General features: G+C 69.1%; 20 protein-coding genes. 14 read left to right on the plus strand and 6 right to left on the minus strand.

Features of this window, described 5'->3' with window-relative positions; genetic code table 11:
- Positions 1–91: 91 nt before the first annotated feature.
- Positions 92–835 carry a hypothetical protein gene (locus BO221_RS39855; protein WP_073566152.1) on the plus strand — a complete coding sequence of 248 codons (744 nt, stop codon included), beginning with the start codon at positions 92–94 and terminating at the stop codon, positions 833–835.
- 49 nt (positions 836–884) lie between these two features.
- A complete protein-coding gene (locus tag BO221_RS39860) occupies positions 885–1,808 on the plus strand; it encodes a neuraminidase (protein WP_073566153.1) in 924 nt (307 codons plus the stop codon).
- 94 nt (positions 1,809–1,902) lie between these two features.
- Here the strand turns inward: BO221_RS39860 and BO221_RS39865 are convergent, their stop codons facing one another.
- Positions 1,903–2,589: a suppressor of fused domain protein gene (locus BO221_RS39865; RefSeq protein WP_073566154.1), complete on the minus strand. Its 687-nt coding sequence runs from the start codon at positions 2,587–2,589 to the stop codon at positions 1,903–1,905.
- A 268-nt stretch (positions 2,590–2,857) separates the two neighbouring features.
- On the opposite strand from BO221_RS39865, the gene BO221_RS39870 reads away from it, so the two are divergent.
- Both BO221_RS39870 and BO221_RS39875 read left to right on the plus strand, forming a co-directional pair.
- Positions 2,858–3,838: a hypothetical protein gene (locus BO221_RS39870; RefSeq protein WP_073566155.1), complete on the plus strand. Its 981-nt coding sequence runs from the start codon at positions 2,858–2,860 to the stop codon at positions 3,836–3,838.
- Positions 3,839–3,877: 39 nt separating this feature from the next.
- On the plus strand, positions 3,878–4,414 hold the full coding sequence (locus BO221_RS39875) for a hypothetical protein (RefSeq protein ID WP_073566156.1): 537 nt from the start codon (positions 3,878–3,880) through the stop codon (positions 4,412–4,414).
- Positions 4,415–4,451: 37 nt separating this feature from the next.
- Here the strand turns inward: BO221_RS39875 and BO221_RS39880 are convergent, their stop codons facing one another.
- Complete coding sequence (locus BO221_RS39880; protein ID WP_073566157.1) at positions 4,452–5,627, minus strand: GNAT family N-acetyltransferase; 1,176 nt, start codon at positions 5,625–5,627, stop codon at positions 4,452–4,454.
- A gap of 122 nt (positions 5,628–5,749) precedes the next feature.
- On the opposite strand from BO221_RS39880, the gene BO221_RS57470 reads away from it, so the two are divergent.
- Both BO221_RS57470 and BO221_RS39890 read left to right on the plus strand, forming a co-directional pair.
- Positions 5,750–11,161: an AAA family ATPase gene (locus BO221_RS57470; protein ID WP_073566158.1), complete on the plus strand. Its 5,412-nt coding sequence runs from the start codon at positions 5,750–5,752 to the stop codon at positions 11,159–11,161.
- Between the two features lie 190 nt (positions 11,162–11,351).
- Positions 11,352–12,617: a M20/M25/M40 family metallo-hydrolase gene (locus BO221_RS39890; RefSeq protein ID WP_073566159.1), complete on the plus strand. Its 1,266-nt coding sequence runs from the start codon at positions 11,352–11,354 to the stop codon at positions 12,615–12,617.
- Positions 12,618–12,685: 68 nt separating this feature from the next.
- Here BO221_RS39890 and BO221_RS53090 read toward each other — a convergent pair whose 3' ends face one another.
- Both BO221_RS53090 and BO221_RS39900 read right to left on the minus strand, forming a co-directional pair.
- On the minus strand, positions 12,686–13,057 hold the full coding sequence (locus BO221_RS53090; protein ID WP_083682150.1) for a DUF3565 domain-containing protein: 372 nt from the start codon (positions 13,055–13,057) through the stop codon (positions 12,686–12,688).
- Positions 13,054–13,539, minus strand: coding sequence for a cytochrome c (locus BO221_RS39900; protein ID WP_073566160.1), 486 nt, complete (start codon positions 13,537–13,539; stop codon positions 13,054–13,056). Before BO221_RS39900 ends, BO221_RS53090 begins: the two co-directional genes overlap by 4 nt.
- Before the next feature lie 78 nt (positions 13,540–13,617).
- Between BO221_RS39900 and bioA the strand changes: the two genes are divergently transcribed.
- The 3 genes from bioA to BO221_RS39915 all read left to right on the plus strand — a co-directional run bounded on the left by bioA (position 13,618) and on the right by BO221_RS39915 (position 16,472).
- The gene (gene bioA, locus BO221_RS39905) at positions 13,618–14,955 is read left to right on the plus strand and encodes an adenosylmethionine--8-amino-7-oxononanoate transaminase (RefSeq protein WP_073566161.1); all 1,338 of its coding nucleotides are present in this window, start codon (positions 13,618–13,620) and stop codon (positions 14,953–14,955) included.
- Between the two features lie 35 nt (positions 14,956–14,990).
- Positions 14,991–16,145 (plus strand): NIF family HAD-type phosphatase, encoded by a 1,155-nt coding sequence (locus tag BO221_RS39910; RefSeq protein WP_143195960.1) that lies wholly within the window; start codon positions 14,991–14,993, stop codon positions 16,143–16,145.
- A 78-nt stretch (positions 16,146–16,223) separates the two neighbouring features.
- Entirely contained in the window at positions 16,224–16,472 is a 249-nt protein-coding gene (locus BO221_RS39915) for a GlsB/YeaQ/YmgE family stress response membrane protein (RefSeq protein ID WP_198956282.1), read from the plus strand.
- Positions 16,473–16,474: 2 nt separating this feature from the next.
- Here BO221_RS39915 and BO221_RS39920 read toward each other — a convergent pair whose 3' ends face one another.
- Positions 16,475–16,924 carry an EamA family transporter gene (locus BO221_RS39920; protein ID WP_143195961.1) on the minus strand — a complete coding sequence of 150 codons (450 nt, stop codon included), beginning with the start codon at positions 16,922–16,924 and terminating at the stop codon, positions 16,475–16,477.
- A gap of 537 nt (positions 16,925–17,461) precedes the next feature.
- On the opposite strand from BO221_RS39920, the gene BO221_RS39925 reads away from it, so the two are divergent.
- Genes BO221_RS39925 through BO221_RS39945 form a run of 5 tightly spaced genes read left to right on the plus strand, consistent with a single transcriptional unit; the run spans position 17,462 to position 22,122 of the window.
- Positions 17,462–18,196 (plus strand): alpha/beta hydrolase-fold protein, encoded by a 735-nt coding sequence (locus BO221_RS39925; protein ID WP_073566164.1) that lies wholly within the window; start codon positions 17,462–17,464, stop codon positions 18,194–18,196.
- 43 nt (positions 18,197–18,239) lie between these two features.
- Positions 18,240–19,181: a hypothetical protein gene (locus BO221_RS39930; RefSeq protein ID WP_143195962.1), complete on the plus strand. Its 942-nt coding sequence runs from the start codon at positions 18,240–18,242 to the stop codon at positions 19,179–19,181.
- A 49-nt stretch (positions 19,182–19,230) separates the two neighbouring features.
- Entirely contained in the window at positions 19,231–20,505 is a 1,275-nt protein-coding gene (locus BO221_RS39935) for an AAA family ATPase (protein WP_073566166.1), read from the plus strand.
- 8 nt (positions 20,506–20,513) lie between these two features.
- Complete coding sequence (locus tag BO221_RS39940; RefSeq protein ID WP_073566167.1) at positions 20,514–21,326, plus strand: hypothetical protein; 813 nt, start codon at positions 20,514–20,516, stop codon at positions 21,324–21,326.
- A gap of 46 nt (positions 21,327–21,372) precedes the next feature.
- Entirely contained in the window at positions 21,373–22,122 is a 750-nt protein-coding gene (locus BO221_RS39945; protein WP_073566168.1) for a DUF1338 domain-containing protein, read from the plus strand.
- Here BO221_RS39945 and BO221_RS39950 read toward each other — a convergent pair.
- Entirely contained in the window at positions 22,119–22,811 is a 693-nt protein-coding gene (locus BO221_RS39950; protein ID WP_073566169.1) for an SDR family NAD(P)-dependent oxidoreductase, read from the minus strand. The two genes, BO221_RS39945 and BO221_RS39950, sit on opposite strands and share 4 nt — an antisense overlap.
- Between the last annotated feature and the right edge of the window lie 119 nt (positions 22,812–22,930).

Consider the following 22,930-nt stretch of genomic DNA (forward strand, 5'->3'; position numbering starts at 1 on the left):
CAAGGGCTCCCCGGTGTCCCGGCGCGCACTCGGGGTATGGGTTCGCTCTGGAGTGGAAACTTCCGGGCAAATCTCTCGATAATTGGAAATCATGAGGATTCAACGCCCGGGGATCTCCCCCACCCGGACCCAGGCCGCCCAGACGGAGCCCACGGTCGCGCAGAAGAACACCGTCCGCTCGCCCGCCACCGCCTCGCCCGCCGCCCCGGCGCGTTCCAGCGATGCCTTCGAGACCACCACCCGCGCCACCGCCCGGGCGGTCACCCCCGGCCGTACCAACGCCGCCCGGAACCTCCCCGCCGAGATTCCCACCGGCACCCGGGACTATTACAAGAAGCGCTACGACGACTTCGTCCGCCGCAACCCCGGCATGAAGCCGCCCGACTACTACATGGAGTACGGCCAGAAGTACTGCGACCGCTTCTCCAAGCTCGGGCCCAAGGACCTGACCCCCCAGGGCCTCGAGTGGCGCGACCGCTGCCTCAAGTCCCTCCAGGAGGCCATCGAGACCAAGCGCATGGAGGACCCCGTCGGCTTCGCCCAGCTCGAGCGCGACCCCGAGGCCTTCAAGAAGTTCGCCTACGACTCGCACCCGGATGCCTACGTGCAGTCCGGCCTCTACAACCTGCCCGCGCAGGACCTGATGAAGATCGGCACCACGCCGGACCTCAAGGACCTGTTCACCAAGGACGGCGTCCGGCAGATCTTCGTCGCGCTGGGCAAGATGGACGTCGGGGACGCCGCGAACGTGGTCAAGGAGTCCGCCCAGGAGGCGTGGAAGGACGTCAAGGACACGTTCACCGACCTCATCAAGCGGCCCAAACTTCCCTGGTAGCGCGAGGGCTGGCATCTTCGCGCCGGATTCGAGCTTCCGAGGTTGACGCGTGCCGGAGAAAGACTGGGAGAAGCTGGGAGAGCTGTCCGAGGGACTGAAGGCCGGAGCGGTGGCCGCGAGCCGTGAGGGTTTCGGCCTCATTGGCGCCGTGGCGGAGCCGCCCGGAATCAGCCTGCTGGAGCGGATGAAGGCCCGCCGCGCCCAGATTCATCGCGCCGCCGCTGGGGCCGTGACGAAGACCTGGGAGGGGCCGGGCTGGATTCAGGCCCTGGACTGCCACGGGGCGCTGGGCGTCGCCATTGGCGGCTCGCTCAAGCCCTCGGGCTCGGGCTCGGACTACCACCTGCTGGTGTCCACGGACGGTGGCCAGCAGTGGCAGGGCCGCGGGGTGGTGGGCGCGCCGAGCCTCGGCCAGGTGCTCGCCGTCAGCGAGCGGGAAGTCTGGGTGCTGGGCGCCTACTTCCTGGGGCGCACCACGGACGGCGGCGCCTCGTGGATGGAGCTGGAGCTGGAGGGCGAGCGCAACCCGCACACCGAGCGGCTGCGGCGCGTCGAGGGCGGTGTGGCCCTGCTGGGCAGGACGCTCTCCGTCAGCACGGATGGTGGCTCCACGTGGAGCCAGCTGAACGTGGGCGCGGCGCGCGTGGTGGACGTGGACGGGGCCTTCGTGGCCGCGGTGGTGGACGGCCAGGCCCGCGTGGGCGAGCGCCAGGGCTCCGAGGTGCGCTGGCTGGAGCCGCTGCCCCTGGGCCGTGAGCCGCTGCGGCTCGTGGCCTCCGAGGGCACGCTGCGCCTGCTCACCCGGGGCGTGGACCCCTCCAAGGGTCCGGATCCGGCGCTCCACGTGAGCGAGGACGGGGGCCGTACGTGGGCGAGCTACTCGCTGCCGCTCGGGCCTCAGGTGGACATCGCCGGCCGTGAGTGGGGTCTCGGCGTGGACATCCGCGGCGGCATCTACGGCCGCGTGGGGTGACGAGGGTCCCCGGAGTGGGAGACCCTCACCCCCCGCCCCTCTCCCAGCGGGAGAGGGGAGTGCCCTCCCGGCGGGAGGGGAATGAGGTTGGCGGCTAGAGCTGCACCTGCTCCCGGTCCGGGTGGGTGATGTAGCCGGTGCCCGCGGCCACCAGCTTCGCCATCAGCCGATCCATGCCGTTGGAGCGCGAGAAGGCCATCTCGTTCTTCGTCACGCCCACCAGGGTGAGCAGCTGCACCTTCCCCGACTCGAGCTGGAAGTGCGCGGGGCGCGAGGGGTCCGTCACGAAGACGAAGCCGTTGAGCTTGGACTCACCGCCCGTCAGCGTGCCCTCCACCGGGTAGCGGTGCCCCACCGCGAAGGCCCGCATGCACACCAGGTTGTAGGCCATCATGTCCAGCAGCCGCAGCACCGGCCACTGCGCCTCCTCGGTGGTGTGGATGACCATCTCGTACCCGACGCCGCTGGGGGAGTTGGCGTCCACTTCCTCTCCCGGGGCCAGCGTAATGGGGTTGGACAGACCACTCGTCACGTACGTCCAGTAGGGGTACTCGGGACTCGGCGGCGCCACGCGCACGCCCATGCCTCCCCAGTTGGGATCCAGCTCCTTCACCTCGGCCAGTTCACTCTCCAGCCAGGCCTCCAACGCACCACTCTGCTCCAGCGTGTAGACCTCTTCGCTGATGGCCCCGAAGAGCTTCGGGTACTCCACCTCATCCCGATCCGCCCAGCAGTCCTCATACCACTGGCAGAAGGCCTCATCCGTCTCAGGCGCTTTCATAGCGAGGGGGACTCTAACGGGTTGTTCCCTCGCGATTCACTTTTCCTTCATGTGGAACTGTTTGGTCCCATGGTGGGCAACCTCCTTCCCACTCCATGGCGCACCGCTTCCCAACCCCGGGCAGGCAGGCAGGCACCCCTGTCGCACGCTGTACCCACGGAGCGACTTCCGGTGGACGAAGTGGGGTGGCGGGTGCCCGGTATGGGTCGTGAATGGGAGTGGAGCGACGAGCAGGCAGGGCGCTCGGGTCCACACCTGGAGGAGCGACATGCAGAGGGGATGGAAGGCCGCGGCCATGGCCGTGGTGCTGGCGGGAGCGGGGGCGGCGAGTGCTCACGAGTTCACTTGTGACAAGCGCGTCCAGGTGATGGGCGAGGGGCAGACCCCGGGTGTGGCGCCCCGGGTGACGAAGTTTCCAGCCACGCTGCGCTTCCACTACAAGCTGAGGAACGTCCACCCCACGGGGGAGTCGGTGGCGGACTTCGTGGAGGATCCGCTGCTGGCGCGCTACGGTTTCGGGACCCCGTTCCCCACGCCCATGGCGGTGGGGGTGGGGGAGTCGCGCGACGCCACCTTCGAGCTGAAGCTGGACACGCCCGAGGCCTGCCAGGCGCTGGCGGCCAGTGATGGGCGGGTGGATGACAGCTTCGACAGCGCGCTCCGGGTGAAGTGGGCTCTGGGCGAGACGCAGTGCGCCGCGCGCGTCACCTGCTGCGAGCCCTTCGTGGACTGCGAGCTGACGTGTCCGCCGGATGATCCGCACTGCGTGGAGACGCCGAGCCCGGTGGCGCCGGGGCCCTCGCGCAACGCGGGCTTCTTCAAGGTGCACGAGCAGGCGCTGGGGCAGTGCCTCGCGGGGGGAGGACTGGAGCTGGGCGTGGCGCGGGTGGAGTCGCTGGAGCAGGCGCTGGGCCTGTTGTGGGCGAGCCCCGGCCTGGACCGCAACGGCGGGGTGCGCACCGAGACGGATGTGCTCCGCTTCGAGCTGGCACGCGAGGCACTGGTGGCCACGTGTAATGAGCGGCTCTTCGGCGCCAGTGAGAAGCGGGGCCGGGCGCTGGACGAGGCCCTGAGCACCCTGCGGGGCGCCTCGGGGGAGACGGGGCTGGAGCGGCTGGTGCGGGAGCTGGGCCGCCACAATGACGCGGGGCTCGGCAAGCCGCTGCCCGGGGGCTTCGACGCGGGGCGCGCCACGCCGGCTCACGCGGCCAGCATCGCCGTGGACCCGGTGGAGCCGGGCCGCCGGTAGGGCCACTGCTTTCTCACACCTTCCAGGAGAATATTCACCATGAAGAAGCGGATGCTGTCGGTGTTGGGCGCGGTGGCGCTCGGGCTCGGGGGCTGCGGTGGCGCGTCCCGGACGGAGACGACGGGCCCGGGTCAGGATTTCCCCTCGGACGCTCAGGGCCAGCGCTTCGAGCTGCGCCTCAAGGGGGTGAACAACCCCGGATATGACTCGGCGCTGGTTCAGGTGCGCCGTATCTCGGTCACCACCGTGGAGGGCGAGGCCCTGCCGGTGCGCCTCAAGTCCCGTTTTCCGATGGAACTCACGCAGGCGGAGCAGGCGCACCTGGTGGGCTTCTTCCTCGTGCCCGAGGGCGTGGAGCGGGTGAAGGTGGAGGTGACGTTCGACGACTTCGGCGGGTATGAGGAAGGCTCGGGCGGTGGGGTCATCGACACGCGGGTGGCGCCGCTGCGCTTCGAGGCGCCGCTGGCGTACTTGAGTGAGCGTGGCCGCGCGGTGGTGCACCTGGACCTGAAGCAGTCGTTCCAGACGCACGGCGAGGCGAAGCTGCTGCTGCCGAGCCTGGACGTGCGTTACTGATTCTCTTCCTCCCCTCTCCCGGCGGGAGAGGGGATATTCAGCCCGTGGCTCGTCCCAAGGGCCACGGCTTGAGGCCGGCGAGCTGCTCGGCCTGCTCGACCGCGGGCCTCAGGTGCGCGTGCTCCCGGCGCAGGAAGTCGCGCACTGCCTTGTCCAACGTCTCGTCGAAGATGAGATGCGCGCTGTGCACCGCCGTGGGCTCGAAGCCCCGGGCAATCTTGTGCTCGCCACCCGCGCCCGGCTCGAAAACCTTGCGCCCCGCCTGGATGCACTCGTCCACCGAGTGGTACAGGCACACGTGGAAGTGCAGGAACGGGTGCTCCTCGTGGCATCCCCAATACCGTCCGTAGAGGCGCTCGGGCGTGACGAGGTTGAACGCCCCGGCGATCACCTTCCCCTTGCTCTCCGCCTGCACCAGCTCCACCGTGTCCGGCAGCGAGCGGAAGGCGCGCACGAAGAAGTCCTCGTTGAGCTGCACCTGGCCCCACGGCCCCCGGCTCTCGCACGTGGCCTCGTAGAAGCCATAGGCGCGCCGGGCGTGCTCGAGGCCCAGCTCCTGGCCTCGCACCGTGCGGATGGTGATGCCCTGCTGGGCGGCGGCCCCGCGCTCGCGCTTGAGCTGCGAGCGGCGCTTGGAGTCGAACCGCGCCAGGTAGTCGTCGTAGCCGCGATAGCCCGGGTTCTTCCAGTGGAACTGCAGCGTGATGCGGCGAGCCAGTCCCTGCTCCTCGAGCAGCTCCGCCTCGTCCTCTTGCGGATAGAGGAAGTGGACGGAGGAGCAGCCTCCTTCCCGAGCGCTCTCGATGGCCGCCTGGATGAGCGCGAGCCGCAGCGTGGCCACGTCCTCCCCGGCGGCGATGAGGAAGCGCGGGCTCGTCGCGGGGGAGAGCGGAGCACCGACGACGAGCTTCGGGTAGTACTCGATGCCGAGCCGCTCGGCGGCACCGGCCCAATTGAAGTCGTAGATGTACTCGCCCATGCTGTGGTGCTTGCGGTAGGCGGGCGAGGCGGCGGCCAGCCGTTTTCCACGCCAGAGCGTCAGGTGCTGGGGCTCCCAGCCGGTCTCCAGCCGGGCGCTGCCACTCTCCTCCATGGCGGTCAGCCACGCATGGCGGATGAAGGGCGGCGCATCGGGCCCGGCGAGGGCGTCCCAGGCATCGGCGGGGACGTCGGTGATGGACTCGAGGATTCGGAGGCGGAGGTCGGCGGCCACGAGGACTCCTTCTAACGCGGTCACGGAACGCTCGCCGTGGAACCTTACTTGGAGAGCAGGGGAGCGCACGGAGTGTGGAAACGGATGGCCGCACCCGGGGGAATTCAATAGACAATCCCGCCATGAAGCAGCCCTCCGATGGCGCACCACCCCCGTCACTCGTCCCCTCCGTTCCCGGATATCGGGTGGGTGGGCTGCTCCACGCGAGCGCGAGGTCCCTGCTCTACCGGGGCCGCCGGCTGCGAGACGACGCCCCCGTCATCCTCAAGCTGCTGCGCGCGGAGCGGCCCTCGTTCTCCGAGCTGCTCCAGTTCCGCAACCAGTACACCATCGCGCGAAGTCTCCAACTCCCGGGCGTCCTCTCACCCCTGGCGCTCGAGCGCTGTCACAACGGCTTCGCCATCATCATGGCGGATGGTGGATACGTGTCGCTCGAGGACTACCGCGAGAGCCACCCCCTCACCGTGCGGCAGGTGCTGGAGATCGGCATCTCCCTGGCCGGGACGCTGGAGGGGCTCTACCAGCACCGGGTCATCCACAAGGACCTCAAGCCCCACAACATCCTCATCCACCCCGAGACGCGCGACATCCAGCTGACGGACTTCAGCATCGCCTCGCGGCTGCCCCGGGAGGCCCAGTTTCTCGACAGCCCGGCGCTCCTCGAGGGCACGCCGGCCTATATGTCTCCGGAGCAGACCGGACGGATGAACCGGGGCATCGACTACCGCACGGACTTCTACTCGCTCGGCGTGACGCTCTACGAGCTGCTCACGGGCCAGCTTCCCTTCCAGGCCACCCACCCGCTGGAGCTCGCCCACTCCCACCTGGCGCGTCCGCCGCTCCCGCCGCGCGAGCTCAACCCCGCCATCCCCGAGATGCTCGAGCGCATCGTGCTCAAGCTCATGGCCAAGACGGCCGAGGAGCGTTACGCGAGCGCGTACGGGCTGCGGTACGACCTGCGCACCTGCCTCGAGGCCCTGCGCGAGCACGGGAGCGTTCCATCCTTCGAGCTGGCGCGGCGCGACGTCTCCGACCGTTTCCTCCTTCCGGAGAAGCTCTACGGCCGGCACGAGGAGGTCCGCACGCTGCTCCAGGCGTTCGACCGGGTGTGCCAGGGACACATGGAGCTGTTGCTGGTGGCGGGCTCCTCGGGCAGCGGCAAGACGGCCGTGGTGCAGGAGCTCCACAAGCCCGTCGTCCGCTCCCGGGGCTTCTTCGTCTCGGGCAAGTTCGATCAGCTCGGGCGGAGCATCCCGTACTCGGCCCTGGTGCAGGCGCTCTCCAGCCTGGCGCGGCAGCTCCACTCGGAGAACGGAGAGCGGCTCGACGACTGGAAGCAGCGGCTGCTGGAGGCCCTGGACGGAGAGGGGCGGGTGATGGTGGACGTGCTGCCGGAGCTGGAGTGCATCCTCGGCCCCCAGCCCGAGGTGGAGGAGCTGGCGCCCGCCGCCGCGCAGCAGCGCTTCCACCGGCTCTTCCTCCGGCTCTTCCGCGTGTTCGCGACGGAGGAGCACCCGCTCGTGGTGTTCCTCGATGACCTGCAGTGGGCGGACTCGGCCTCGCTCAAGATGCTGCACCTGCTGGCCACCGAGCCAGGCACCGCGCGGCTGCTGGTGATTGGCGCCTACCGGGACAACGAGGTGACGCCGGCCCATCCCCTCTCGCAGACGTTGGAGGAGATCCGCCAGGCCGGTGTGCCCGTCCAGTCGATGGCGCTGGGGCCGTTGCCGGAGCCGGCGGTGAACGAGCTGGTGGCGGAGACGCTCTCGTGCTCGCTGGAGCGGGCCCGGCCCCTGTCGGAGCTCCTCTACCAGAAGACCCTGGGCAACCCCTTCTTCACCTCCCAGTACCTCAAGCTCCTCTTCCAGCAGGGCCTGGTGAGCTACGACGCCACGGCGCACATGTGGCAGTGCGACCTCGCGCAGGTGCGCGCGTTGTCCGTGTCCTCGGACGTGGTGGAGTTCCTCGCCGGCCAGCTCCAGCGCCTGCCGGAGGAGACGCGGAAGGTGCTCGAGCTCGCCTCGTGCATTGGCACCCGCTTCGACCTGGCGACGCTCTCCCGGGTGCATGGGTACTCCGAGCCGGAGACGGCCGTGGCGCTGTGGCACGCGCTGCTGGAGGGGTACGTCCTCCCCACGTCGGAGGTCTACAAGTTCTTCCAGGAGCCCCTGGACCTGGAGGCGGCCGGCGTGGAGCCTCGCGTGGCGCGCTACCGCTTCCTCCATGACCGGGTGCGGCAGGCGGCCTACTCGCTCATCCCGGAGGCGGAGCGGCAGCGGACCCACCTGGAGATCGGCCGGCGGCTGCTCGAGACGGCCTCCGCGCAGGAGCAGGAGGAGCAGCTCTTCGACATCGTGAACCACCTGAACCTCGCCCGGGGGCTGCTGGTGGACACGGCGGAGCGGTGCGAGCTGGCCCGGCTGAACCTGCGGGCCGGCAGGAGGGCCCTGGCATCCACCGCGTATGACGTGGCCCGCGAGTACCTGGAGGCGGGCCTGTCCCTCCTGGTGACGGAGAGCTGGCGGACGGACTACGCGCTGACGCTCGCCCTTCACGAGGAGGCGGCGAGCGCCGCGTGGCTCAGCAAGCACTTCTCCCGCCAGGAGGAACTGGTGGACGCCGTGCTGTCCCACGCGCAATCGGTGCTGGACCGGGTGCGCGTGCATGAAATCCGCATCCAGACGGCGGTGGCCCAGGAGCGGCTCGCCTACGCACTGGAGACCGGGCTGCGGGTGCTGAAGGAGCTGGGGGTGGAGTTCCCGGCGGCGCCCCAATCCGAGGATGTCCAACGGGCGCTCGACGAGGTGCGTGCGGCGGTAGGTGAAGGTCCGCCGGAGCGCTTCCTCTCCCTGCCCGAGATGACGGATGCCGGGCTGCTCGCGGCGGTGCGGCTCCTGACCCTGCTGGCACCGCCCGCCTACCAGACGCGGCCCGAGCTGTTGCCGCTGCTCGTCTTCCGCACGGTGGTGCTGACCATGCGGCATGGCGTGGCGCCCATCGCGGCCTCCACCTTCGCGATGTTCGGGCTCATCCTCTGCGGGGTGTTCGACCAGCTCGACGCGGGCTACCAGGCCGGCCAGCTGGCGTTGAAGATCCTCGAACGCTTCGACGCCCGGGAGCCCCGCGCGAAGACGCTCTACGTGGTCAACGCCAAGACGATCCACTGGAAGCATCACGTGCGGGAGACGTTGAAGCCCCTGCTGGACGCGTACGCCAGCGGGCTGGAGACGGGGGACCTCGAATTCATGGGGTGGGCGGCGGATTTCTACTGCCACCACTCGTACCTCCTGGGGCGGCCGCTCGGTGCCCTCACCGGGGAGATGGACGAGTACCGCGAGGTCCTCGTGCACCATCATCGCGCCGTGACGCTCCGGCAGTACGCGGTGTACCAGCAGGCGGTGCTGAACCTCGCGGGGGAGGGGGACACACCCTGGCGCCTGATGGGGCGGGCCTGGAACGAGGACGAGCAGCTCCCGCGCTACCTGGAGGACAAGGACGGGACGGCGGCCTGCATCGCGTACGTGAACAAGCTGATGCTGGCCTACCTCTTCGGGCAGTACCGGCTGGCGGTGGAGAGCGCCGACGCGGCCGAGCCCTTCCTGCCGGCGGTGGCGGCCCAGCTCCTCGTGCCGCGCTACTTCTTCTTCGACTCCCTGGCTCGGCTGGCCCTGCTGCCCGAGCTGGACGAGGCGGCACGGAGCACGGCATTGGAGCGGGTCGCCGCCAACCAGCGGCGCATGGAGCGCTGGGCCCGCTCGGCGCCCATGAACTTCCTCCACTCCTTCCACCTCGTGGAGGCCGAGCGTTGCCGGGTGCGCGGCGCGCGCGCCGAGGCCCTGGAGCACTACGACCGGGCCATCGCGCTCGCCCGGGAGCACGACTACTCCAACGACGAGGCGCTCGCCCACGAGCTGGCCGCCCGGTTCTTCCTCGAGTGGGGGCTGGGGCACCGCGCGAGGCCGCACCTGCACGATGCCTATGAGGCCTGTGCGCGCTGGGGAGCGCACGCCCTGCTGCGCCACCTCACCGCCCGCTATGCCGAGCAGGGCCTGCCCTCCCATGCCCCCGGAGGCCACGAACCCCACGCCTCGGGCGAGACCCGCACGGACCTGGCCCTGTTGGATCTCCAGAGCGTCCTGGCGGCCTCGCGGGTGTTCTTCTCGGAGATGAACCTGGACCGGCTCCTGGAGCGGGTGGTGGTCATCCTCTGCGAGAACGCCGGTGCCCAGCGCTGTGTCCTGCTCCGGGAGGACCGGCAGCACCTCTCCCTGGTGATGGAGCACACCGCTCCCACGCGGGAGACCCACCGTTACGCGCCAGGCACGCCCGTGGGCGCCGAGCACGTGCCGGCCTCGCTCGTGCGCCTCTCCATCCGGGCGCAGCAGCCCATGCTGGTGCAGGACCTGTCGCGCGACGACTTCCTGTGCGACGACCCCTACGTCCACCGCCGGTCGGCCCGCTCCGCCCTGTCGATGCCCCTCTTCCACCAGGGCCGGCTCCTGCTCGTCGTCTACCTGGAGAACAACCTGGCCCCGGGTGTCTTCACCTCCCGGCACCTGCAGATCCTCACGCTGCTGGCCGCCCAGCTCGCGCTCTCGCTGGAGAACGTGGCGCTCTACGGCAGCCTGGAGCAGCGCGTCCGGGAGCGCACCAGCGAGCTGGAGACGGCCCACAAGCAGCTCGTGGACATGGCCCACCGCGCGGGCATGGCGGAGATCGCCAGCGGGGTGCTGCACAACATCGGCAACTCGCTCAACTCGCTCGTGGTGACCACCGAGAGCCTGTCCCACGACGTGGCCCACCTGCCCGTGGACCAGTTGAAGAAGAGCGCCCGGTTGCTGATGGAGCGCGAGCAACGTTGCGCCTCGCCCGAGGCCGACCCCCGGTTGCGGCTGCTCCCCGAGTACCTCGACAAGCTGGGGGACCGGTTGCGGCGCGACGGCGACCTCATGCGCGACGATTTGCGGTCGATGAAGGCCAACCTCGAGCAGATTGGCGCGACCATTCAAGCGCAGCAGGCGTACGCCCATGGCCCGCGGCTCGTGGAGCCGGTGGACGTGGCGGCGCTCATCGAGGACGCGCTCCGCATGCAGCAGTCCTCGCTGGCCCAGCACCAGGTGCGCATCGAGCGGGACCTGGCGCGGCTGCCCGTCGTCTCGCTCGAGCGGCACAAGGCGCTGCACATCCTGGTCAACCTCATCAGCAACGCGAAGCAGGCGCTGCAGGAGGCGGGGCGGGAGGACAGGTGCCTGCGCATCGAGGCGCGCACCTGTGGGACGGGGCGCTTCCTGCTGGTGGTGCGCGACAACGGCGTGGGCATCTCGGCGGAGGACCTGCAGCGCGTCTTCCAGTTCGGCTTCACCACGCGCCAGGGGAGCCTGGGCTACGGGCTGCACTGGGCGGCCAACACCGCCCGGGAGATGGGGGGCTCCCTTGTCGCGGCCAGCGAGGGGCGCGGGCGGGGCTCGAGCTTCGTCCTGGAGCTGCCGGTGGACGGCCCCTCCTCTGTCGCGCAGCTCCTCGAGACCGCCTGAGCCTCTCCGGGCGGGGTGCTTACATAGGGGTTTGAATCGTTCAAAATCCTACATCGTGGGTTTTTTCACGAGATGTGGGAATTGGATTCACCCCTTTTCGGATGGATAAGCCCGGCTTCCCCGGGGTTCGGGAAAAGCCCGGCCGGTGGAAACCATTCCTGAAGAAGCACCCCTTACCGAGGAGCAACACATGAGGACGACGAAGTTCGGTGCGGTTGCCTTGATGTTGGTGTGTGCCACGCCCGCGTTCGCGGAGGCCCCCGCGAAGGACAAGGACAAGGAGGTGTGGATCTCCATCGGTACGGACGCGCTGGAGTCGGCGCGGGCGTCGTTCAAGGGGCAGGAGCCGGAGTTCGCCGAGGTGGCGCGCGAGAAGGACGGCGTGGCGGTGCTGCGCGTGCGCGAGTCGCAGCTGGAGAAGCTGTCCAAGGTGATGCACGACCGGCTCAACCGGTGCGCGGGCTTCATCTCCCATGAGACCGAGGAGCAGGCGCTGGCGGCGGTGGAGCGGAGCATCACGGTACAGCCCCTGGCGATCAGCTACACCATCGACAACGGCACGGCGGCCAACTCGCTGATGTCGGCGGTGGCGGAGACGAACATCCGCAGCACCATCAGCACGCTGTCGACGAGCTGGACGTCGCGCCGCTACAACCTGCAGTCGGGCATCGACGCGGCCACGTGGCTGAAGAACCGCTGGACGACGCTGGCCGGCGGGCGCACGGACATCACGGTGGCCAACTTCGTGCACCCGACCACCACCTCGCCCCAGCCGTCCGTCATCGTCACCATCCGGGGCACCTCGCTGCCCAACGAGGTGGTGGTGCTCGGCGCGCACCTGGACTCCATCAACGGCAGTGGCTCGTCCTACGCGGCGCCCGGCGCGGATGATGACGCCTCGGGCGTGGCCGCGCTCACCGAGGTCCTCCGCGTGGCGGTGGCCAAGGGCTACAAGCCGGCGCGCACGGTGAAGCTCATGGCCTACGCCGCCGAGGAGATTGGCCTGAGGGGCTCGGGGGCGATCGCCGCCAACCACAAGAGCACCGGCGTCAACGTGGTGGGCGTGCTGCAGCTGGACATGATCAACTACCGCGGCTCCAGCTACGACATCGTCATGGTGTCCGACTACACCAACGCCGCGCAGAACACCTTCATCCGCAACCTCATCACCCGGTACCTGCCGGGCGTGACCTCGACGACCACCCGGTGCGGTTACGGCTGCTCGGACCACGCCTCGTGGCACAACCAGGGCTTCGCTGCCTCCATCCCCTTCGAGGCGCTGATGGGCCAGGACAACCCGGCCATCCACACCACGAGCGACACGCTCGCGCAGACGGCCGGCACGGCGACCAACTCGGTGAAGTTCGTCAAGCTCGCCGCCGCCTACATGGCCGAGCTGGCCAAGGGCACCACGTCCGTCGCCCTGCAGGCCGAGGACGCCGAGGCCAGCCGGTAGTTCCGTTGAAGCGGTGAACACCACCCCGGTGCCGTGGCGCGGCAGGCCACGGCCCGGGGTGTGTCGTTTCAGCCCTCCTGGGGCTTCGGGCCGAGCGCACGCTGGATGGCGGGCGTGAGGTCCGCCGCGCGCATCGCATCCTGTGCGAGGTCCCAGCGGCCCTCGGCGCAGAGGCCGCTCAGGCCGCCGTCCTCGTAGGCCTCCCGTGCCGCCGACAGCAGGGCTTCACGGACCGCCTGGGCCACGGCGAGGGCGGCCTCGTCGCAGCGCTTGCACTCGAGCTCGATGCCCAGACGGCTGCGCCGGCCCTCTTCCGTGAGGATCCACGGGCGTTCCATCCACGGCGGGTCATGGCGCATGTGCTGCCGGTGGCCACACGCCAGGTCGGCGACCTGGTGGTTCTCCTCGTCGAGGTGGAAGCCGGTGATGGGCTGCTTCATTTGGGATTGCCGGCCTTGATCCACTGGGCGAGCGCGAGCGCCTCCGCCGTGGAGATACGGCCGGTGAAGCTGGGCATCAGCGTCCCGGGTTTGACCTTCTGGGGGTCGAGGATCCACATGGCCACGACTTCTGGCGCCTTGTCGCGGGAGTTGGCGAGGACGGCGGAGTAGGCCCGGCCCTGTGCATGACAGGCCGTGCAGCCGAGGGTGGTGAAGAGCTGCTCCGGCGAGCGGGCGTCGCTGACGGGGGGCTCGCTGCCCTCCTGCTGCTGCGCCGTGGGCTTGGGGGCCTGGGGCGGCGGCTGCGGCTGCGAGGGCGCCGCTGGAGCGGGAGAGTCCTTGAAGACGGAGGCCGCGCCAGGGCTCGTAGGAGGCTTCTCCTGCCGCTCGGAGCAGGCGGAGAGGGCGAGGAGGGCCATCGACAGGGACGCGGTGCGCGCCAGCGGGACGGAGGAGGGCTTGCGGTTCGAGGTCGTTCCCATGCCGCCTCTCTACCGTCCCATGGACGGGAGCGCCACACCCGGGATAGGGAGGGCCGCGTATCGGGAGGAGCAACCGGCATGGAGCGCGCGGACATCGTCGCGTTGGACAAGCGGTATGTGTGGCACCCGTACACCGCGATGGACGAGTACATCGCGAGCACGGACCCGCTGGTGGTGGTGCGCGCCGAGGGGCCGTACCTCTACGACGCGGACGGGACGCGCTACCTGGACGCCAACGGCTCGTGGTGGGTGTCCACGCTGGGCCACCGGCACCCGAGGCTGGTGCGCGCGCTCACCGAGCAGGCTGGTACCTTCCCGCACACCTCGCTCGCGGGCGTGACGCACGAGCCGGCGGCGCGGCTGGCACAGGAGTTGGCCGCGCTGGCGCCGGGGGCCGGACGCACGGACCTGCCGGCCGGGGAGCGGCTCTCGCGCGTCTTCTACTCGGACAACGGGAGCACGGCGGTGGAGGTGGCCATCAAGATGGCGGCGCAGCACTGGGCGCAGAACGGCCGGCCCCGCCGCACGCGCTTCATCACGCTCTCGGGCGCCTTCCACGGCGAGACGATCGGCTCGACGAGCGTGGGCGGGGTGCAGTTGTTCCGCGACATCTTCGGGCCGCTGCTCTTCGACGTGGTGCACGTGCCGTCCCCCGCGGAGCCAGAGGGCTGGGAGCGCGCCTTCTCCCGGGTGGAGGCCACGCTGCGCGAGCACCCGGACGAGATCGCCGCCGTCATCCTCGAGCCCGTCATTCAAGGCGCGGCGGGCATGCACATCTACGCGCCCGAATTCCTCCGGGCGGTGCGCGAGGCCACGCGGGCGGTGGACACCTTCCTCATCGCCGACGAGGTCTTCACGGGCCTGGGCCGCACGGGGGCGCGCTTCGCGTGCGACCTGGCGGGCGTGGTGCCGGACCTGCTGTGCCTGGCCAAGGCGCTGTCCGGAGGGCTGATGCCCTTCGCGGCGACGCTGGCCACCGAGCGGGTGTTCGCGGGCTTCGGCGGGGGGCGCGAGCGGGCGCTGTATTACGGACACTCGTATTGCGGCAACCCGCTGGGCGCGGCGGTGGCGCGCGAGGTGCTCGCGGTGTACCGGGACGAGGACGTGCTGGGGCAGGTGGCGCGCAAGGCGCCGAAGGTGAAGGCCGCCTTCGAGCGGATGGCGGCGGCGATTCCTGGAGTCACTCAGCCTCGGGCCATCGGCATGGTGGGAGCGGTGGACCTGGGCGGTGGCGGCTACCTGGCGCGGGGCGGCTGGCGTGTGTACGAGGCCGCCCGGCGCCGTGGGCTGTACCTGCGCCCCCTGGGGGACACGGTGTACGTGGCCCCCGCGCTCAACATCCCCGACGCCGCCCTGGACGAGCTGCTCGCCGGAGTGGAGGCCAGCCTCCGCGAGGTGGCGGCCGGCCGGGCCTGAACCCTTCCCAACTGATCCGGTTGTCGGATCAGTTCATGACCTTCGACTCCGGAGACCCCATGTCCCGCTTCTCGCTGCTCCTGTTGCTCACCGCGCCGCTCCTGGGTTGTGCGGCGGCCTCTTCCGCCCAGCGGACCGAGGCTCCGCCCACCGCCACTGCCACGTCCACGACGGGCATCACCTCGCGCGCCGAGCTCGATGCGCTCACCATCCCGGCGCTGCCCGGCTGGGTGGACAAGTACGCGGGCCCGAACGAGGAGGAGCGCCGCTTCTTCAACATCAGCCGCTTGATGGAGCGCTTCCAGCTCGCCCGGGTCCAGGCCGTCGAGTTGCAGAACCACTACCGCGATCTCACCCGCTCCCAGCCCGCCCCCGCGCCGGTGGATGCCTTCAACACCGCCCTCGAGCGCGTCCGCCGAGGTGAGCTCGAGAGCCGTCTCCAGCCCGAGGCGCTCGGCAAGGCCCGCTTCATCGTCGTCTTCGACCTGGATGAGACGCTGCTCAGCCAGTATTACCCGGCCGAGGTGGGCGAGGCCTGTCACGATCTCGCGATTCCCCGGAAGGAGGGCGCCCGTTACGTGAAGCTCGTCCCCGGCTGGCAGCAGGCCTTCGAGCGCATCCAGGCGCTCGGCGGGGCCATCGTCCTCTTCTCCGCCAACGTGGACGCGCCCACCCGAGAGCTCCTCGCGAACTGGAAGCTCGGGGGCGTCCCGCTCACCGAGCACCCCGCGATCGCCGGCATCCTGACCAACAGCTACCTCGTCCTGCAGGAGAAGTCCGAGGGCGTGAGCGACCCGAAGAAGGGCAACCCCGTGCGCGAGCCGTCCAAGGACCTGCGTGTCTTCGACGAGACGCTGCGCCGGGTCATCATCGTGGACGACAACCCGACGCGCCTCTTCCAGATGCGCAATGCCCGCATCTTCAAGAAGTTCGAGGCCGAGTCCTTCTGCACCACCAGCGACCCGGCGCTGCGCCGCGCCTTCGAGCAGGCCCTGCCCACCGTCGTCCAGGAGCTCGAGGACTCGGTCCGGGACATGGACGCGCGGGGTGTTCCGTTCGCCGAGGCCTACCTTCCCTACACGTCGCTCGGGCAGGTCACCGTGCAGTTCCTCGTGGACAGCGGCTTGGACCGGGCGCGGGCCATCGAGTACGTCCGCCGCAATCCCAAGGTGGTAGACCCCCGTTACTGAGAGTCTGTTGCAATGGAGTTCGCCCCGAGGCGTACTTCATGCAAACTGGGGTCTCATTCCAGAGCAAACGAGGACAGCATGTTCGGTCTGATTGGGTTGATCATCATGGGGCTGATCGCGGGGCTGATCGCCCGCGCCGTCATGCCCGGCCGCCAGTCGATGGGCATCATCGGGACCATCCTGCTCGGCATCGCCGGCTCGTTCATGGGCGGTTTTCTCGGCTCGCTCATCACGGGGCACGGCTGGCGCCTGATGCAGCCCAGCGGTTACCTCGGCTCCATCATCGGAGCCATCGTGCTGCTCTGGTTGGGGCGGAAACTGGCCTGACGTCAGGTGCCCTGGCCGGCCGGAGTGGGCGCCGGTACCCGCGCCGCCCACAGTCCGTCGAAGGCGTAGAGCGCCACCGCCGTCCAGAGGCAGGCGAAGGTGACGGCGTGGCGCGAGGTGAAGGCCTCGCCGTAGACGAGCACCGCCAGGGCCAGCTGCAGCGTGGGTGACACGTACTGGATGATGCCCAGCGTCGAGTAGCGCAGCCGCCGCGCGGCCTGGGCGAACCACAGCAGTGGCAGCGCGGTGGCCACGCCGCTGAACATGAGCAGCAGGGTGTCTCGCGAGGTACTCCCCCACACCGGCTGCTCCCAGCCACCCAGCAGCAGCACGCCGAGCGCCACGGGCGCCGCCAGCGCCGTCTCCACCGCCAGCCCCGAGAGGGACTCCACCGGCGCCAGCTTGCGCACCAGCCCATACAGGCTGAAGGAGCCCGCCAGCGCCAGCGACACCCACGGCACCTCCCCCAGGCCCACCGCCAGGGCAGCGCCGTGTCCGAGGCCGTCCCACGCCTGGGACTCGTCCTCTCAACCGCTGCGAACTCGCCGTCACAAAGAGGTAGGCGCACAGACCGCCATGGTGTAGGCTAATATGGCTGGCCCATAGCCATGAGCGGAACTGATGAGTGACCTGATGAGGCACTCATGCCCTCGCGTGCCTGCGACTGGCGTTCCGCTTCCCTTTTCCTGTAAGTGCGCCCGTGCCAGCCCGCCCGTGGGGGAACCCCTCCAAGGCACGCCACGGGAAGCGAGGCTGCGAAAGACTGCGCGCGTCCTCGGAGTCAGTCACCCCTCCAAGGTCAAACCCCGAGGACGCGCGCAGCCAGCAGTTTCCCACCTGCGCGGTCAGATGCAAGCGCCGAGGTGATGGAAACGCAACCCTTGGGCGTCAGTTCGCGCGGAGTGCGTCCCGTCTCCTCTGGCGGACGGGTACCTTCGAGGCTTTCCCAAGACCCGGGACAGGACCTGTGCGGGCATGCGAGGAGGCTCATGGGTACGGTGACGATGGCGCTGGTGGCGTGGCTGCTGACGGGGGTTCCTGAGGCGGGTCCAGCTCCAGCGGGGTCTTCCGGCACGTTCGTGGAGAAGACGCTCACCTTCCGGGGAGAGAAGTACGTGTACTCGGTGTATCTGCCACCGGGTTACCGCCAGGGGCGGGAGTGGCCGGTCATCCTCGCGCTGCATGGAGCGGGCTCGCGGGGAACGGATGGGCTGCAGCCGAGGACGCAGAGCGTGGCGGAGGCGGCGCGGGTACACCCGGAGCGCTATCCGGCGGTGCTGGTGCTGCCGCAGTGTCCGCCCGACAAGGACTGGGGGGACGTGGCGGACTTCGTGCTCGAGGCGCTGGAGCGTTCCCTCAAGGAGTACGGGGGAGACCGCAAGCGGGTGTACCTCGCGGGCCAGGCGATGGGCGCACGGGGGGTGCTGCAACTGGCCGCGCGCCAACCGGAGCGCTTCGCGGCGGTGGTGGCCGTGGCCGGGCGCTACACGGATCGCTCGGTGGTGGGCAAGCTCAAGGGCATGCCGCTGTGGATGTGGCACGGAGAGCGGGACACCGTGGTGCCCGTCTCCGAGAGCCGCGAGCTCGTGGGGCTGCTGAGGGCCGGGGGCCATACCGCCGTGAGCTACACGGAGCTGTCCGGTCTGGGCCACGACATCTTCGACACCGTGTACCTGGACCCGGCCGTGAGCACCTGGCTGCTGTCGCAGAAGCGCGGGAAGTAGGGCGCGCACGCGGGCTCCGTGCATCCTTTATATGCTCGGGCGTATGCGCTCCTTTCTCTGCCTGCTGCTCCTGCTGGGAGTCCTGCCCGCCGAGGCGAAACCGAAGGCCAGGGCTCCCGCGTCCTTCCACATCATCATTCTCGGAGGGGGACAGACACCGGCGGAGGCGCAGGCGGCGCTCGAGAAGTACACGCGCGGGGCGCATCCGGGAGTGACGCCAGCGGAGGGCTACCCGCGGCTGCTCAAGTCGGACGAGATGGCGGGTCTCAAGCCGGGGTTCCACATCGCGGTGCTGGGAATCTGCCCGGAGGTGGAGCGGGCACGTTCCCTGAGGGACCTGGCCAGCCTGGCGATGCCGGGGGTGTATCTGAGGGAAGTGCGCGCGAGCGTGCCCGATGCCTGCCCCAAGCTGGTGCTGTCGAAGCCCAAGGCGTTGAAGGGCCACGTGCATCAGGGCAGCTACCCCGTGCGCGCGGGCGTGAAGGGGCTGTCCTATGAGGTGCACTCGCGGGCGCTCGATACGGGAAAGACGCCGTGTGTCGAGTCTCGACTGGTGGTGCGGCTGGAGTTGGGCGGGCGGGCCGTGGACGAGGAGTCCTGGTCGGGGGACTGCAACCCGCCGGTGGGAGAGGGGGACCTTGGCAGTTCCTCGGAGTGGTCGCTGGAGGAGGCACTGTCCTTTGGAGACCGGAGCTTCCTGCTCGTGAAGGAGTCCGCCAGCATCGCCGACAACACGACGCACACCTGGAGGCTGGTGGGCGAGGCGTGCGGTGACGTGGATGAGCTCTTCACGGTGGGGAGCCGGTTGGAGTTCGGTCCTCCGGGGGACGTGTCAGTGAAGGCGGAGGGAGAAGGGCCGGAGGCGTGGCGCAAGCTCGTGGTGCGCACCACCGAGGGGACCTGCGACGAGAATGGCGAGGGGGAGGGTTGTGAGTCCTCGTCCCGCACGTTCACGTGGGACGATGCGGCGTGCGCCTATCGGTGAGACTTGAGTCGTTGGTCCGGCACGCGGATGGGGTTACGGTGACCGAGCCATGTACCTGACGCGATTCCACATCGAGAACATCCGCGCCATCCGGGAGTTGACGTGGGAGGTTCCTCTCAAGAGCGCGCCGGGATGGCACGTCATCCTGGGGGACAATGGCTCCGGCAAGTCCTCGGTGCTGCGCTCCCTCTCACTCGCTTTCGTCGGCGCTCCTGACGCGCTGGCGCTCCAGTCGGATTGGTCGAGCTGGTTACGTGGAGACCAGATGGGCGAGGTGCGGTTGGGGCTGGCACCAGATTGGCGACTCGACAAGGTCTCCAAGTTCTCCGCGGGGAAGAGGAGGGGCCGATCGCTTCCCAAGGAGATGGATGTGACTGTGCTCTTGCCGGGCCGTCGGGGGACCAAACCAATTGAGATGGTCGGGGAAATCTGGGAGACCGGGAAGGGGTGGTTCAGTGCTGCGTATGGCCCCTTCAGGCGCTTCTCGGGCGGGAGCGAGAGGTACGAGAAGCTCTTTTCCTCCAATCACCGGCTTGCCCGGCACCTCTCGGTATTTGACGAAAGTGTGGCCCTCACGGAAGGTCTCCGGTGGCTTCAGCAGTTGCAGTTCAAGGCGTTTGAAGATGATCCCGAAGGGGCGCTGCTCAAGCCACTGAGGAAGTTCATCAACCAGCCGGGGTTCCTGCCACACCACGCCCGCTTGGAGAAGATCACCTCTCGTGAGGTGCTCTTCGTGGACGGCAATGGCTATCGCGTGCCGGTGGAGGACTTGAGCGACGGCTACCGCTCCATTCTGAGCATGACCTTCGAGCTCATCCGCCAGCTCGCGGCAACTTATGGACCGAAGCGCGTCTTCCATCCGAAGGACCCCACGAAGGTAGATGTGCCCGGAGTGGTGCTCATCGACGAAGTGGACGCGCACCTGCACCCGACCTGGCAGCGAAAGCTCGGGCTCTGGTTCCGTGAGCACTTCCCCAAGCTGCAATTCATCGTCACCACCCACAGCCCGTTGGTCTGCCAGGCCGCGGAGGTGGGCACGGTGTGGCGGCTCCCCAAGCCCGGTACGGACGAAGAGGCCCGGCAGGTCACAGGTGTGGAACTCGATCGGCTCATTTTCGGTAACGTGCTCGATGCCTATGGCACAGGACTGTTCGGAGAAGACGTCGCGCGCTCGGAACAATCCAAGCAACGGCTTCAGCGGCTGGCGAAGCTGAACCTGAAGGAAATGCGCCAGGGACTGAGCGCTGCCGAGCGTCGGGAGCAGACCTCTCTTCGTGCGAGCCTTCCGACTGCTTCCATGTCAGTCCATGATTCGGACCAGTGAGGCTTGGCGTGCTTCGGTTGCCCGACATCGCGCTGTCCGCCACCGCGCTGCACCAACTCGAACTGTGGCAGGCCGAGGTGGATGCGCATTCGAGTTACGCCTCCAGGGTTGATGCCGCGAAACGCGCTTTCGAGCAGCACAAAAGCGCAAGGAACAGGACCTTCGCCGAGGTGCGGCGAACGCTGGCGGAGATGTGCTCAGGGGAGCAGCGGTGTGGGTACTGTGAGGACTCGGTCGCGGACGAGATCGACCACATCTGGCCCAAGCACCTCTACCCGGAGCAGGTGTTCGCCTGGCGCAATTATCTCTACGCTTGTGGTCGGTGTAACGGACCCAAGAGCGAACAGTTCGCGGTATTTACCCCACGAGCGCGCAAGCCAGTGGATGTGGGCGGGCCACGAGGGGCATTTCCCAGCAGACAGCCGTTGAAGGGGTCCCCAGCGCTCATCGACCCTCGCTCGGAGGACCCGATGGAATTTCTCGTGCTCGAGCTTCGGGACACCTTCTACTTCGGGCCGAGCGTGAAGCGAGGCACGCGGAGCTACGAACGGGCTGACTACACACTGCGCGTCCTGCAACTCAACAAGCGTGAGTACCTTCGTAAAGCGCGTGAGACCGCCTTTATTGGCTACCAGGACATGCTCTCACGATATGTCTCCCTGAGAGAGCGGAGAGCCCCCACGGCCCAGCTCGAGCTGCGTAAGAAGGCCGTCCAGCGCTCACCGCATCGGACGGTGTGGAAGGAGATGCAGAGGCAGCACTCGATGCACCCCGCGCTTCGGACCCTCTTCCGCAAGGCACCCGAAGCACTGAGCTGGTAGCGCCCGCCCTGGGCAGGCCCCTGTCTTCCGGCTATGACTGGGCGTCATGAGCTCTGACGCCACCCGACTTCTGGACCTGCTGTGGGAGCGCTACGCTGCGGAGGTGCCCTACGCGCGCACCTTCGCCCAACTCTCCGGCGGCAGCTTCCGCAATGACCACATCGCGCTCCGCTCCCTCGCCCGGCCCGGTGGGGGCATTGCGCTCTTCTCCCGCGTCTTCGAGCGCTTCGGCTGGAAGCCCGCCGGCGAGTACACCTTCCCCGATACCCACCTCTCCGCCATCTACATGTCCCATCCGGAGGGGCTGCCCCGCGTCTTCATCTCCGAACTCCTCGCCGACAGGCTCTCGCCCGAGGCCCAGCGCCTCCTCGCCGCGCTCCCGGCGGATCCTCCCGCCCCCGACTCCATCGAGGCACTCGCCGATTGGTTCTCCGCTCCACCTCCGCCCGAGGAGTCCGCGCTCCTCACCCTGGAGAAGGAGTCCCAGTACGGCGCGTGGTTGCTCGCCTTCGGCCGCAAGGTGAACCACTTCACCGGCTCCGTGGATGACGTGGAGGTGTGGCAGCGCCGCATGCGCGAGGCTGGCGTCCCCATGAAGGCCGACATCGAGGGGGCGCCCGGCACCGCCCTGCGCCAGACGGCCACCAGCGCCGCCCCCGTCACCATCCGGCTCGCCGATGGGCGCACGCGCACCTGGCCCTATGCCTACTTCGAGATCGCCCAGCGCTCGTCCGGCTTCGATGGCTTCCTCGGCCCTCAAGCCCGCGCTCTCTTCGACATGACGAAGCGCTCCTAGAACTTCTCCGCCGCGGGGCGCAGGTCCATCTCCTGCGTCCACGCGGACGGCTCCTGACGGTGTAGCTGCCAGTATGTCTCCGCGATGGCGTCCGGCGATAGCCTCGTCTCCGAGCCCGGCCCATTGCCAATCATCCCGTCGATGACCACGTGGGCCACATGGATGCCACGCGGCCCCAGCTCGCGCGCCAGCGACTGCGCCAGCGCCCGCAGGCCGGACTTGCCCACCGCGAACGCCGCGAACCGCGCCGTGCCTCGCAGCGACGCCGTGGCCCCCGTGAACAGCAGCGTCCCCTTCCCACGCTCCAGCATCGCTGGCACCACCTCGCGCGCCGTGAGGAATCCTCCCAGGCAGCCGATCCTCCACCCGGACTCGAACTGCTCCGGCGTCAGCTCCAGCACGCCCGCCACCGTGTACGTTCCCGCGTTGTAGATGCACACCTCCGGAGCGCCCAGCTCCGCCCGCAGCCGGCCGAAGGCGGACTTCAGCGACGCCGCGTCCGTCGCGTCCGCGGGGTAGCTGCCCGCGCGTCCTCCCTCCTTCTCCAACGCCTCCCGCACCGGATGCAGGCTCGACTCGCTCCGGGCCACCAGCCCCACTGCGTAGCCCTCTCGCGCGAAGCGGCGCGCCAACGACGCACCCAGCCCCGGTCCCACTCCCACCACCACGGCCACCTTCGGTGTGTCCATGCCCGATGCGTAATGTCTCCCTCCGCCCGCTCCCAAGGCTCCCGCTTCGCCTCGCCACACAGTGGCCGTCCGGCCGGGCCCTTCTTGCATTCCGGGCATACGTGAGCAGATCCACACCC

Origin of the sequence: Archangium sp. Cb G35 (assembly GCF_001896145.1) — a bacterium.
GTDB classification, from domain to species: Bacteria; Myxococcota; Myxococcia; order Myxococcales; family Myxococcaceae; genus Archangium; species Archangium violaceum.